This window comes from Streptomyces purpurascens, from assembly GCF_045040895.1.
Classification (GTDB): Bacteria; Actinomycetota; Actinomycetes; order Streptomycetales; family Streptomycetaceae; genus Streptomyces; species Streptomyces purpurascens.
In genome coordinates, this window is record NZ_CP108341.1 from 6,211,259 (window position 1) to 6,224,450 (window position 13,192).

Genomic DNA, 13,192 nt, shown 5'->3' on the forward strand with positions numbered 1-13,192 from the left:
CCGTCATGACACAGCAGCTCGCGGGCCACGCCCCCGCACCCGTCACCGCCCGCATGGAGAACCACGGCAACCACATGCTGAAGGTCGCCATGCAGACCGGGAACGACCTCTTCGCGCGCGTGGGGTCGATGGTCGCCTACGAAGGGTTCGTCCAGTACGAGCCCAACCCGCCGGCCGTGCGCCAGATCGCCAAGGACTGGATGACCGGCGAGGGCGCTCCCCTGATGAAGTGCTCCGGCGACGGCCTGCTCTACCTCTCCGACTACGGAGCGAACGTCGTCGTCATCAACCTCAACGGCGACGGCATCTCCGTCAACGCCACCAACCTGCTCGCCTTCGACGCTCACCTCACGTGGGGCGTCGAGCGGGTGAAGGGCCTGGCGAAGTTCGCCGGGCAGGGCCTGTGGAACACCAAGATCTCCGGGCAGGGCTGGGTCGCGCTGACCTCCCGGGGCAAGCCGATCGTCGTCGACTGCGGAGGCGGCGAGGACGAGACGTACGTCGACCCCGACGCGCTCGTCGCCTGGTCCCCGAACCTCAAGGTCAAGGGCAAGCGCAGCTTCAGGGCACAGTCGCTGATCGGCCGCGGCAGCGGCGAGGCCTACCAGATGGCCTTCTCCGGTCAGGGCATCGTCGTCGTCCAGCCCAGTGAGGACAGCACCGACCGCCTCCGGGTCCGGGGCTGAGGGGGAGCAACACGCCATGCAGAGCCCGATTTTCGCCTACAACGATCAGCAGACCCAGGACCGCTGGAGCCTGCAGAACAAGCAGATGCTGCGCGTGACCCTGGAGGGCCACGACGACATCCTGGCCCGCAAGGGCACCATGGTCGCCTACCAGGGCCTCGTCGAGTTCGACGCCGAGTACCAGGGCAACGACCAGTCACGCGCGCGTGCGCACACCGGTGAGGGACTCGACCTGATGCGCTGCCACGGGCAGGGCACGGTCTACCTCGCCAACCTCAAGCAGCACGTCCACGTCATGGAGGTGGAGCAGGACGGCCTCACCGTCGACAGCAGCTACGTGCTGGCGATGGACTCCTCCCTGCACCACGAGGTCATCGCCGTCGACAGCCTGTACGGCATCTCCGGCTCCGGGAAGTACCAGCTCAACATCACCGGCCGGGGCAAGATCGCCCTGATGACCTCGGGCATGCCGCTGCTGATGCAGGTGACCCCCGACAAGTACGTCAACTGCGACGCCGACGCGATCGTCGCCTGGTCGACCAGCCTGCGTGTGCAGATGCAGGCCCAGACGCACTCCTCCGGGGTGTGGCGGCGCCGCGGCAACACGGGCGAGGGCTGGGAGCTCAGCTTCATGGGCACCGGTTACGCGCTCGTCCAGCCCAGCGAGCTGCTGCCGCCGCAGAACGCCCAGGTCGGCTCGGGCCTCTCCGCGCAGTACGGCATGGGCCAGCAGGGAGCACGCGGGCAGAACCAGGGCAACGTCTGGAGCTGAGCGCTCCGCGGGTTCGGCCGGCGGGCTCCAGGGGGCTACGAGCCGGTTGTCGGCTGCGGGCCGTGTGTGGCTGGTCGCGCAGTTCCCCGCGCCCCTGAGGGGGCGACCCCACCCATGGCGGTCGCCCCCTCAGTCGGCTGTGAGCTCACAGCCTCGCGCGGGTCGCCTCCAGCAGGCGTACGACCGACTCGTCGGCCACCTCCGCGACCTCGTCGTACCCGAACCAGCGCACGTCGAGCGACTCGTCGCTGACCGCGTGCGCGGCGCCCGGTGGTGCCACGACGGCGTACTGGACGTCGAAGTGGCAGTGGCACGGGGGCGGGATCGGGTGCCGGTCGAGGCGGACCGGGCCGCCCGGCAGCAGCGAGAGCCCCGAGACGCCGGACTCCTCCGTCGCCTCCCGCAGGGCCGCGGCGGCCAGGGAGGAGTCGCCCGGTTCGCAGTGGCCGCCCATCTGGAGCCACATCCGCAGCTTCCTGTGCAGGGTCAGCAGCACCCTGCCGCCCTCGGGGTCGATCACCAGGGCGCTCGCCGTGATGTGACCCGCCTGGCACGGCTTCCACAGGCCGTCCGGGTGCTCGGCCAGATGGTCCAGATAGGCCTGGCGCAGGTCCGTCTGGCCCTCGTACCCCTTCAGCACGAGGACCGCGTCGTCGTACAGGCTCACCCGGCGTCGTCGCCCTTGTTCTTGTCCTCGCCTTCGCCGTCGACCTCGCCCTCGGCCTCGTCCTTCTTCTTCAGATCGGGCTTTCCCGCCGCCTCGCCGAGCATCTTGTCCAGCTCGGAGAAGTCGATCTGCTCGCGGTGCACGAAGCCGTCCGGGTCGTCCAGGTCGGTCGCGGTCGGCAGCATGTCCGGGTGGGCCCACAGGGCGTCCCGGCCGTCGACACCGCGCGCGTCCGTGAGCGAGGCCCACAGGCGGGAGGCGTCGCGCAGGCGGCGCGGACGCAGTTCCAGACCGATCAGCGTGGCGAACGTCTGCTCGGCCGGGCCGCCCGAGGCGCGGCGGCGGCGCAGCGTCTCGCGCAGGGCGTCGGCGGACGACAGACGGGGCTTCGCGGCGGCGTGGACCACCGCGTCCACCCAGCCCTCCACGAGCGCCAGAGCCGTCTCCAGGCGCGCCAGGGCGGCCTTCTGCTCCGGCGTGTCCTCCGGCTGGAACATGCCCTGCTGGAGGGCCTCCTGCAGCTGCTCGGGGTTCTGCGGGTCGAACTGGCCGACCACGTCCTCCAGCTTGGCCGTGTCGACCTTGATCCCGCGGGCGTAGCCGTCGACCGCGCCGAACAGATGCGAGCGCAGCCACGGCACGTGTGCGAAGAGGCGCTGGTGGGCGGCCTCACGCAGGGCGAGATACAGCCGCACCTCCTCCTGCGGGACGCTCAGGTCCTTGCCGAACGTCTCGACGTTCACCGGCAGCAGCGCGGCCTTGCCGGCCGGGCCGAGCGGCAGGCCGATGTCGGACGAGCCGACGACCTCGCCCGCGAGCACGCCGACGGCCTGCCCGATCTGCGTGCCGAACATGGCGCCGCCCATCGAGCGCATCATGCCGATCAGCGGGCCGGCCATGGCCTGCATCTCCTCCGGCAGGACGTCGCCCATGGCGGTGCCCACGCGCTCGGCGACCGGGTCGACGAGCTCCTTCCAGGCGGGCAGGGTCGCCTCGACCCATTCCGCGCGGCTCCAGGCCACCGCGGAGGTGGCGCCGGACGGCAGGGACGTGGCGTCGTCGAGCCAGAGGTCGGCCAGGCGGACGGACTCCTCGACGGACTTGCGGTCGGCGGGGCCGACGCTCGTGTCCTTGGTGCCGTCAGGGCTGCCCTGGGAGACCGTCTGGCGGGCGATCTGCTTGGCCATGTCCCAGTTCACCGGGCCGCCCTCGTAGGAGAGCATCTGGCCCAGCTGCTGGAACGCGGCGCCCAGGTCGTTGGGGTTCAGGGAACCGAACATGGCAGCGAACGGATTGTCCGCACCGGGGCCACCAGGGCCGCCGCCAAAGCCTCCGGCTCCTGGCAGGCCGCCGAAACCGAACGGATTGGCCGGTCCCTGACCACCACCGCTCTCCTGGTCCTTCTTCTTGCCCTCGTCGCCGTCGTCCGGCTCCTCCGGCGGAAGGCCGAATCCGAATGGGGTGTCACTCACGGGATTCCTCGGCTTGTAGGGCCGCCGGTTCTTTCCGGCGGCACGGCTGCCCGACATCACCACCCAGCGTAGACACCTTGGGGCGGATCGGGCCTCGGTGCTTCGCCGACTGACGGCCTGCGGCAGGATGGATGCCACCTGGTACGCACGCTTCACTCGTGCTCGTACTGAAGACAACCGCTGGAGACGCCCGGTGAGTTCCCCAGATCCGCAGGTTCGCGCAGCGCGAAACCAGTCAACCAGTTCCGCGAGTCCCGCGGGGCGCGGGCCCGTCGTCGCGGTCACCGGCGCCGCGTACGGCATCGGAGCGCTGCTCACCGAGCAGCTCGCCGCGTCCGACGAGGTCAAGCAGGTCGTCGCCATCGACGAGCGGCGTGGCGAGTGCGCGGCGGCGCAGTGGCACATCCTGGACGTACGGGATCCGGCCATCGCGGACAAGCTGCGCGGCGCCGACGTCGTGGTGCACCTGGCGCTGGATCTCGATCTGGAGACCGACGCGGCCGCCCGGACGGCCTACAACGTACGGGGGACGCAGACCGTCCTGACGGCGGCCGCCGCGGCCGGAGTGCACCGGGTCGTGCTGTGCACCTCGGCGATGGTCTACGGGGCGCTGCCGGAGAACGAGCTGCCGTTGTCCGAGGACGCCGAGCTGCGGGCCACGGCGGAGGCGACGGGCGTCGGCGACCTGCTGGAGATCGAGCGGCTGGCGCGGCGGGCCCCGCGGGCGCACCCGGGGCTCAATGTCACCGTGGTCCGGCCCGCCGTCCTGGTGGGAGGCACGGACACCGCGCTGACCAGGTACTTCGAGTCTCCTCGACTGCTCGTCGTCGCCGGGTCGCGGCCCGCGTGGCAGTTCTGCCACGTCGAGGACCTGTGCAGCGCGCTCGAGTACGCCGTCCTGGAGAAGGTCGACGGGGAACTGGCCGTCGGCTGCGACGGGTGGCTGGAACAGGAGGAGGTCGAGGAGCTCAGCGGCATCCGGCGGATGGAGCTGCCGTCGGCGGTCGCGCTGGGCGCGGCGGCGCGACTGCACCGGATCGGGCTCACGCCGTCTCCCGCGGGGGATCTGGCGTACACGATGTACCCCTGGGTGGTGAGCGGGAGCCGGCTGCACGATTCCGGGTGGCGCCCGCAGTACACCAACGAGGAGGTGCTGGCGGAGCTCCTGGAGGAGGTCTCCGGCCGGCACACGGTGGCCGGGCGGCGACTGGGCCGCAAGGACGCGACGGCCGCGGGCGCCGCGGGCGCGACGGTGGCGCTGCTGGGTGCGGCCGCGGTGGTACGACGGGCACGCAAGGCCCGGCGGCGGATCTGAGAGCTACGCCTGCGGAGAGACCGTCTGTATGAGACTCCAACGCGTACGCGCGCGTGCCGGTCGATAGGTCTATTCCGCGTTGTCAGTCGCGTGCGGCACGATGGAGGCATGGCAACCACGAGCGATCACCCAGGTGAGCAGGGAGCACAGGATCCGATCAAGCTGATCGGGATCCGGGACACGGCCCTCTCCCTGGACGAGGTCTTCCGGGCCGTCGGGGACGACGCGGCCGGCGGCACCGCGCTCTTCGTCGGGACCGTCCGGAACCACGACGGGGGTGCCGATGTCGCGGAGCTCGGGTATTCCTGCCACCCGAGTGCCGAGGCCGAGATGCGGCGGATCGCCGAGAAGGTCGTCGCCGACTTCCCTGTGCGGGCGCTGGCGGCCGTGCACCGGGTGGGGGACCTCCGGGTCGGAGACCTCGCCGTGGTCGTAGCCGTCTCCTGTCCGCATCGGGGAGAGGCGTTCGAGGCCTGCCGGAAGCTGATCGACGACCTGAAGCACGAAGTGCCCATCTGGAAGCACCAGAGGTTCTCCGACGGCACGGATGAATGGGTCGGCGCGTAGCGCTGTCGTTCAGGGGTGGTGGTCGGGTGACGGGAGGGCGGGTCGGCGCCTGCTGATCCCGGAACCGCCCTCCGGTTGCGTAACCGCACCCCTGGCGTGAGCGTTGTCACTGCGGATGGTTAATCTGCTGATCAGTCAGTTGCGGACGCTCAATGGGGTTGGAGGTCGGCATGGCGGCTCTCGCCTGGTTGCTGATTCCGCTTGTGGCTGCCATCGGCGCGGGGCTCTGGGGCAGTTGGGCCAACCGGACCCGTAAGGCCCGCGGCGACGGCCCGGAACTCACCGGATACGCCCGCTTTCGCGAGGCCATGGAGAAGCCCGGGCCGGGTAGCTGAAGGCCAAGGAAACAGCAGGTCACAGACGGTATAGCCCCCAGGGCCGCCCCGGACGGGCGGCCCTGACGGTGCGCTGACAGGCCCGTCCCGTACTGTCGAGTCATGCCACGCCGCACCGCGACGATGCTCGCCTCCACCCTGATGCTGATCGCGCTCCTGTGCGCGGGAGTGTTCATCCCCGTGCCGTACGCGGAGATGTCCCCGGGGCCGACGGTGAACACGCTCGGCGATCATGACGGCGAGCCGGTGCTGCAGATCTCGGGGCGCAAGACGTATGCGGCCAGTGGCCACCTGAACATGACCACGGTCCGGGTCACGAGCGCCGATTACCGGATGAACCTGGTCGAAGCCGTCTACGGCTGGCTCGCGCACGACAACAAGGTCGTGCCGCGCGAGACGCTCTACCCGGACGGCAAGACCGAGGAGCAGTCGACCCAGGAGAACGCCGAGGAGTTCAGCCAGTCCCAGGAGAGCGCCAAGGTCGCCGCCCTGAAGGAACTCGACGTTCCGGTGAAGTCGTGGGTGATCGTCTCGACGGTCGTCAAGGGGTCCCCGGCCGAGGGCAAGCTGCACGCCGGGGATGTGATCAAGGCCGTCGACGGTACGACGGTCAAGGAGCCGGCCGACGTCGCGAAGCTCGTCACCCGGCACAAGCCGGGCCAGGACGTCCGCTTCACGATCGTGCCGGCCAAGGAGCAGGCGGCCGCGGAGAAGGAGAAGCGGACGCCGACGAAGACGCAGGACATCACCATCACCACGACGACCTCGGACGACAAGGGCGAGAAGCGCGCCATCGTGGGGATCTCCGCGGGGACCGACCACACGTTCCCGTTCACCGTCGACATCAAGCTGGCCGACGTCGGCGGGCCGAGCGCCGGGCTGATGTTCGCGCTCGGCATCTACGACAAGCTCACGCCGGGCAATCTGACCGGGGGCAAGTTCGTGGCCGGCACCGGCACGATCGACGACGCAGGCAAGGTCGGCCCGATCGGCGGCATCGAGATGAAGACCGTGGGTGCCCGGGCCAAGGGCGCGCAGTACTTCCTGACGCCCGCCGACAACTGCGCCGCCGCCGCCAAGGACACCCCCGAGGGACTCACCCTCATCAAGGTGGACACCATCCAGGACGCCCTCGGCGCCCTCAAGGACCTCCGCAGCGGCGACACCGCCGATCTGCCGAAGTGCGGCAAGTAGTCCGCGGGGCCGAGGACGGGCCGGGGAAAGGCGACCGGCGCGGCTGAGGGGACCTGCGGGGCCGGTGGGGCCCCGGAGCCCCAAGAGACCGGCAGGCCCCCTCACACCACGGTGCTGCCGCTCTACTCGGCGAACGTCGCCGCCAGCGCCTGCGCCAGGCCCGGGACCAGGTCGGAGCCGGTGAGGACCTCCGTGGCGGAGTCCTTCTCGCGCAGGCGCAGGGCCGACTCGCGGGCGCCGTCACGCAGGACCGCGACCGTCATCCGGACCTCCTGACGGTCCGGGTGGTCCGCCACCCACTTCGTCAGCGCGGCCTGGTCCAGGCCCTTCGGAACCTGGGCCTCCGCGGACGGCGGCAGCATCAGACGCTCCACGGCGAGGGCGCAGCCGACCACCGCGTCGGGCCAGGCGATGGTGGCGAGGAACTCGTCGAGCGGCTTGCCCGTTGGAACCTCGTCCTGCTCGATCGGGGTGAGGCCGGAGTTCTCCGACTCGTCCCCGAGACCGAGCCGGTCGGCGAGCGAGGGCTGTTCGGCCCGCAGCCGTGCGGTGTCGACGAGGGCGAAAAGGCGGGCGGGCTGGTCCCAGCCGAGGCCGGAGACGTACTCGTCGATCTCGAGAACGGCCCGGGTGAGCGGGTTCGCAGCCATGGGAGTGTTGGACATGGTCACAATCCTGCCTCGTTCCTGACCGGAATCGGGAACCGAGTAAACGGTGAGTAAGTTGCATAGGTGGGGGCCCACGATCACCGGGGGCCACGCACGGTCCGTGAAGACGCGGGCCTGACGGATCAACAGCGAACTTCGAGGTGCGCACCTTGGCTTTCCAGATGCCGGACCGCGGCGGAGGCCCGACAGGGCCGCGGATGAGAGTGGGCCGCCCGTCCCGGCGTGTCCGGACCCTGCTCATGACGCTGGGCGTCCTGGCCGTACTCGGCATGGCGTTCACCATGTTCGCGGGCTTTTGGACGGACTGGCTCTGGTACCGGTCGGTGAACTACTCGTCGGTCTTCACCACGACCCTGTGGACCAAGATCGGGCTCTTCTTCGTCTTCGGCCTGCTCATGGCCGCAGCCGTCGGCCTCAACATCTGGCTGGCACACCGGCTGCGGCCACCGCTGAGCGCCATGTCGATGGAGCAGCAGAACCTCGACCGCTACCGGATGGGCATCGCGCCCTACAAGAAGTGGCTGCTGTTCGGGATCACCGCCCTGGTGGGCCTGATCGCCGGCGCCTCCGCGTCCGGACAGTGGCGGACCTGGCTGATGTGGGTCAACGGCGTGCCGTTCGGCGAGAAGGACCCGCAGTTCAAGCTGGACGTCTCGTTCTACGCCTTCGACCTGCCCTGGTACCGGTTCCTGCTCGGCTTCGGCTTCGCCGCGGCGATCCTGTCCGTGATCGCCGCCGCACTCACGCACTACCTGTACGGCGGGCTGCGCGTCACCAGCCCCGGCGCCCGCGCCACGGCGGCGGCCACCGGGCACCTGTCGGTGCTCATCGGCGTCTTCGTGGCCCTGAAGGCGGTCGCGTACTGGCTGGACCGGTACGGACTCGCGGTCAAGTCCAGCGACTTCAGGGCGACCGACAACTGGACGGGCCTCAGGTACGTCGACGCCAACGCCTATCTGCCGGCCAAGACGATCCTGTTCTGCATCGCCGTCATCTGCGCGCTGCTGTTCTTCGCCACCCTGTGGCGGCGCACCTGGCAGCTGCCCGTGATCGGCTTCGGCCTGATGGTGCTCTCCGCGATCCTCATCGGCGGCCTGTACCCGGCGATCGTGCAGAAGTTCCAGGTTCAGCCGAACGAGCAGGCCAAGGAAGCGCCGTACGTCGAGAAGAACCTCGAGGCGACGCGCAAGGCCTACGGCATCGACGGCACCAAGGTCACCGACTACACGGGCACCAGCAAGACCGAGGACAAGACCAAGCTCCGCGATGACGTCGACTCCACGGCGAGCATCCGGATCATGGACCCGAACATCGTCTCGCCGACGTTCCAGCAGCTCCAGCAGATCAGGAACTACTACGCGTTCCCGAACAACCTGGACGTGGACCGTTACGCCAAGGACGGCAAGGACCAGGACACGGTCATCGGCCTGCGTGAGCTGAACCTCGCGGGCATCCCGAAGAAGAACTGGATCAACAACCACTTCCGCTACACCCACGGATACGGAGCGGTCGCGGCCGAGGGCACCAGCGCCGACGCCCAGGGCCGGCCGAACTTCACGGAGTCCGACCTGCCCTCCGAGGGCGACCTCGGCACGTACGAGCAGCGGGTCTACTACGGCGAGAAGACCACCACGTACTCGATCGTCGGCGGTCCCCAGAAGGAGATCGACTACTCCGACGACAACGGCGAGAAGACCACCAGCTACAAGGGCGACAGCGGGGTCAACCTCTCCAACCCGGTCAACCGGGCCGCGTACGCGGTGGCGTTCGGCGAACCGCAGATCCTCTACTCCGGCGCCATCGGCGAGGGTTCGCGCGTCCTGTACAACCGCACGCCCAAGGAGCGCGTCGAGGCGGTCGCCCCCTGGCTGACCATCGACGGCGACGCCTACCCGGCGGTCGTGGACGGCCGTATCCAGTGGATCGTCGACGCGTACACGACGACGAACGGATACCCGTACTCCTCGCGTACGACCCTCGGCGACACCACGGCCGACTCGCTGACCGCCACCAACGACAACCGCGCGGTGGTGGCCCAGCAGAACCAGGTCAACTACATCCGCAACTCGGTGAAGGCGACCGTCGACGCGTACACCGGCGAGGTCAAGCTCTTCCAGTGGGACACCAAGGACCCGGTCCTGAAGACCTGGATGAAGGCCTTCCCGGACACGGTGAAGCCCAAGAGCGAGATCTCCAAGCCGCTGATGGATCATCTGCGCTACCCCCAGGACCTGTTCAAGGTCCAGCGGGAGCTGCTCACGCGCTACCACGTGAAGGACGCGACGACGTTCCTCAGCGGCAGCGAGGTGTGGCAGGTGCCGGACGACCCGACGAACCGGTCGGGCAACGCGGTGCCGCCGTACTACCTGAGCATGAAGATGCCCGACCAGAAGGCACAGGCGTTCTCGCTGACGACGACCCTCACGCCCAACGGCCGGGACAATCTCAGCGCGTTCATGGCCGTCGACGCCGAAGCGGGCGCCAGTGACTACGGCAAGATCAGAATCCTGAAACTGCCGACCAACACCACGGTCAACGGACCCAAGCAGGTCCAGAGCCAGTTCAACTCCCAAGAGGACATCGCCGAGTCCATCAGGCTCCTGAGAGGCGGCGACTCCGAGGTCGAGTACGGCAACCTGCTGACGGTGCCCCTCGACGGAGGACTGCTGTACGTGGAGCCGGTCTACGTACGCGGTGGTGGACTGAAGTACCCGCTGCTGCGCAAGGTGCTGGTCACCTACGGAGGCCAGACGGCCTTCGAGAACACGCTCGACGAGGCCCTCAACAAGATCTTCGGGGCGGAGGGCGCCACGCCTGAGCCACCGGACGGCGGCGACACGACGCCACCACCACCGACGTCCGAGGACCCGACGGTCAAGCAGGCCCTGGAAGACGCCCAGAAGGCGTTCACCGAGGGCCAGGACGCCCTGAAGGAGAACGACTGGGAGGCGTACGGCCGGGCGCAGAAGGACCTGGAGGACGCCCTCCAGCGTGCCGAGGAGGCGCAGGCCGCGGCGGACCGGGCCGGCGGAGCCGGGGGCGGGGAGAGCAAGCCCAGCGCCAGTCCGAGCGGCAGCCCGAGCCCGAAGCCGAGCAGTTAGGGCTCCGGCCTGGTCAAATGCTCCACCCGCGCCGTGATATGGTTGTGAACACAACGGCGCGGGGTGGAGCAGCTCGGTAGCTCGCTGGGCTCATAACCCAGAGGTCGCAGGTTCAAATCCTGTCCCCGCTACTGAAATCGCGAAGTCCGAGTGACGGAGCGACATCGAAGGCCCGGATTCCACAAAGGAATCCGGGCCTTCGTGATGTGTGAACGCATGTGCTGGTGCGGGCTGCGGCCGTGCCACCGGGGGGAGTTGGGAAATCTGTGTTTGACTTGTCTCTCTGTGGGCATGTCGACAAAACGCTGTAGTGACCTCAATGGCTGCGGTATACCAGGTGTACCCAGGTTGCAGGTGGTGCGACGATGGACGTTATGGGGGACAAGGCAACTCTGTTCGAGACAGGGCGTTTTGTGCAGCCTTCCAGCCGGGAGGACACCGACACCCCGGACGAGACCGGGGAAATCGCCGATGAGGCAGCCGAGGAGCTGCGTCAGCGGCTCGCCGCGGAGGCCGGCGACGCCGAGGCGATGAGTGTTCTCGGGGCCATGCTGCTGCGCCGTGGTGATCTCGACGGTGCCGAACCCCATCTGCGTGCCGCCACCGCCGCGGGCGACCGGGCGGCCGCCAACAACCTGGGAGTCCTTCTCCACCAGCGGGGATACGCCGACGAGGCCGCCGGATGGTGGCGGATCGCCGCCGTCGCCGGATCCACGGCGGCCGCGCACGCCCTCGGCCGGCACCACCGCGAGCGCGGCGACGAACCCGCCGCCGAGTACTGGCTGCGCCAGTCCGCGGAACAGGGCCACACCCTGGGCGCGTACGCCCTCGCCGACCTGCTGGAGCACCGCGGCGACGCCGGGGCCGAGCACTGGATGCGGGCCGCGGCCGAGCGCGGGCACCGGGAGGCGGCGTACCGGCTGGCGCGGGCGCTGGACCGCAAGGCGGCGCGGGAGGCCGACGACGACGGCGCGCCCGTGCCGGACGAGGCCGAGCAGTGGTACCTGCAGGCCGCCGCGCGCGGTCACCGGCGGGCCGCGCTGCACCTCGGGACGATCCTGGAGAAGCGCGGCGAGCTCAAGGAGGCCGGGCGCTGGTACCTGACGTCCGCCAAGGACGGTGAGGCGCGGGCCGCCTGCGCGCTCGGATTCCTGCTGCGGGACGCCGGCGACACCGAGAACGCCGCCGTGTGGTGGCTGCGGGCCGCTCAGGACGGCGACGGCAACGCGGCGAACGCGCTGGGCGCGCTGCACGCCGAGCGGGGCGAGACCCAGACCGCCGAGCGGTGGTACCGGGCCGCGATGGACGCGGGCGACGTCAACGGCGCGTACAACCTCGGGCTGCTCTGCGCCGAGCAGGGGCGCACCCCGCACGCCGAGCAGTGGTACCGGCGCGCGGCCTACGCCGGGCACCAGGAGGCGGCGAACGCGCTGGCGATCCTGCTGCTGCGGGCCGGGGACGAGACGGGCGCGGAGCCGTGGTTCTCCAAGGCCGCGGAGGCCGGGAGCGTGGACGCCGCCTTCAACCTGGGCATCCTGCACGCCGGACGGGGCGAGGAGCAGGCCGCGCTGCGCTGGTACGAGCGGGCCGCCGCCGCCGGGCACACGGAGGCCGCCCTGCAGGTCGGCATGGCGCGGCTGCGGGACGGCGACGACCAGGAGGCCGAACGGCACCTGCGGTGTGCGGCCGGGGGCGGGAGCGCCGAGGCCGCGTACCGGCTGGCGACCGTGCTCGACGCGCGCCGGCCGCCGGAGCCGGCGCACGAGCTCGGGGAGCCGGTGCACCGGCGGAGCGAGTGCGAGGAGTGGTACGAGCGGGCGGCCTCGCAGGGGCACCGGCGGGCGCAGGTGCGGGTCGGCATGCACGCCGCGGCCCGGGGCGACGTCGTCGAGGCGGCTCGGTGGTACCGGGAGGCGGCCGAGGCCGGGTCCCGCAACGGCGCGTTCAATCTGGGGCTGCTGCTGGCCAGGGAGGGCAGCGACCCCGAGGCGGTGGTGTGGTGGACGCGGGCGGCCGATGCGGGGCATGGGCGGGCGGCGTTGCGGCTCGCCCTGGTCTACGCGCGTCGGGGCGAGCTGGCGGAGGGGCAGCGGTGGGCCGACCGTGCGGTGTCTCTCGGGCCCGCGTCCGTGGCGGAGCGGGCGGCTCGGTTGCGGGACGCGTTGCGGCAGGAGCTGTCGGCGTAATGCCCGGGTGAGCTGCAAGGTGCTCTGTGGTGCCCGCGGCCGGGGCTCGTCGGTAAGCGATTTGCATCCGGCCTCCGCGTTCACGTAACGTTGCATTCATCGCCGCGGGGTGGAGCAGCTCGGTAGCTCGCTGGGCTCATAACCCAGAGGTCGCAGGTTCAAATCCTGTCCCCGCTACTGAAGACCGAGGGCCGGAATCCGAAAGGGTTCCGGCCCTCGGTGCGTGTTC

The 13,192-nt window shown here is 70.1% G+C and carries 11 protein-coding genes and 2 tRNA genes; 10 read left to right on the forward strand and 3 right to left on the reverse strand.

What is annotated here, in order from left to right; translation table 11 throughout:
• Positions 1 to 5 precede the first annotated feature (5 nt).
• Complete coding sequence (locus OHU35_RS28455; protein WP_189723114.1) at positions 6 to 686, forward strand: AIM24 family protein; 681 nt, start codon at positions 6 to 8, stop codon at positions 684 to 686.
• A 16-nt stretch (positions 687 to 702) separates the two neighbouring features.
• A complete protein-coding gene (locus OHU35_RS28460) occupies positions 703 to 1,458 on the forward strand; it encodes an AIM24 family protein (protein ID WP_189723115.1) in 756 nt (251 codons plus the stop codon).
• A 145-nt stretch (positions 1,459 to 1,603) separates the two neighbouring features.
• On the opposite strand, the gene OHU35_RS28465 is transcribed toward OHU35_RS28460, so the two are convergent.
• Complete coding sequence (locus tag OHU35_RS28465) at positions 1,604 to 2,125, reverse strand: NUDIX hydrolase (RefSeq protein ID WP_189723116.1); 522 nt, start codon at positions 2,123 to 2,125, stop codon at positions 1,604 to 1,606.
• Entirely contained in the window at positions 2,122 to 3,597 is a 1,476-nt protein-coding gene (locus OHU35_RS28470) for a zinc-dependent metalloprotease (protein ID WP_189723117.1), read from the reverse strand. Before OHU35_RS28470 ends, OHU35_RS28465 begins: the two co-directional genes overlap by 4 nt.
• A gap of 193 nt (positions 3,598 to 3,790) precedes the next feature.
• Between OHU35_RS28470 and OHU35_RS28475 the strand changes: the two genes are divergently transcribed.
• The 4 genes from OHU35_RS28475 (at position 3,791) to OHU35_RS28490 (ending at position 7,008) form a co-directional block, all read left to right on the forward strand.
• Positions 3,791 to 4,912 (forward strand): SDR family oxidoreductase, encoded by a 1,122-nt coding sequence (locus OHU35_RS28475; protein ID WP_189723118.1) that lies wholly within the window; start codon positions 3,791 to 3,793, stop codon positions 4,910 to 4,912.
• 108 nt (positions 4,913 to 5,020) lie between these two features.
• Positions 5,021 to 5,479: a molybdenum cofactor biosynthesis protein MoaE gene (locus tag OHU35_RS28480; protein ID WP_189723119.1), complete on the forward strand. Its 459-nt coding sequence runs from the start codon at positions 5,021 to 5,023 to the stop codon at positions 5,477 to 5,479.
• Positions 5,480 to 5,649: 170 nt separating this feature from the next.
• A complete protein-coding gene (locus OHU35_RS28485; RefSeq protein ID WP_184590666.1) occupies positions 5,650 to 5,814 on the forward strand; it encodes a hypothetical protein in 165 nt (54 codons plus the stop codon).
• 102 nt (positions 5,815 to 5,916) lie between these two features.
• Positions 5,917 to 7,008 (forward strand): PDZ domain-containing protein, encoded by a 1,092-nt coding sequence (locus OHU35_RS28490; RefSeq protein ID WP_189723120.1) that lies wholly within the window; start codon positions 5,917 to 5,919, stop codon positions 7,006 to 7,008.
• A gap of 122 nt (positions 7,009 to 7,130) precedes the next feature.
• On the opposite strand, the gene OHU35_RS28495 is transcribed toward OHU35_RS28490, so the two are convergent.
• A complete protein-coding gene (locus OHU35_RS28495; RefSeq protein WP_189723121.1) occupies positions 7,131 to 7,673 on the reverse strand; it encodes a PPA1309 family protein in 543 nt (180 codons plus the stop codon).
• Positions 7,674 to 7,837: 164 nt separating this feature from the next.
• On the opposite strand from OHU35_RS28495, the gene OHU35_RS28500 reads away from it, so the two are divergent.
• From OHU35_RS28500 to OHU35_RS28515, 4 genes are all read left to right on the forward strand, one after another.
• Positions 7,838 to 10,777 carry a UPF0182 family protein gene (locus OHU35_RS28500; RefSeq protein WP_359887745.1) on the forward strand — a complete coding sequence of 980 codons (2,940 nt, stop codon included), beginning with the start codon at positions 7,838 to 7,840 and terminating at the stop codon, positions 10,775 to 10,777.
• A gap of 57 nt (positions 10,778 to 10,834) precedes the next feature.
• A tRNA-Met gene (locus OHU35_RS28505) sits at positions 10,835 to 10,908 on the forward strand.
• 234 nt (positions 10,909 to 11,142) lie between these two features.
• Positions 11,143 to 12,963, forward strand: a complete 1,821-nt coding sequence (locus OHU35_RS28510; RefSeq protein ID WP_189723123.1) for a tetratricopeptide repeat protein — start codon at positions 11,143 to 11,145, stop codon at positions 12,961 to 12,963.
• 103 nt (positions 12,964 to 13,066) lie between these two features.
• Positions 13,067 to 13,140 (forward strand) — tRNA-Met (locus OHU35_RS28515).
• The last annotated feature ends 52 nt before the right edge of the window (positions 13,141 to 13,192 follow it).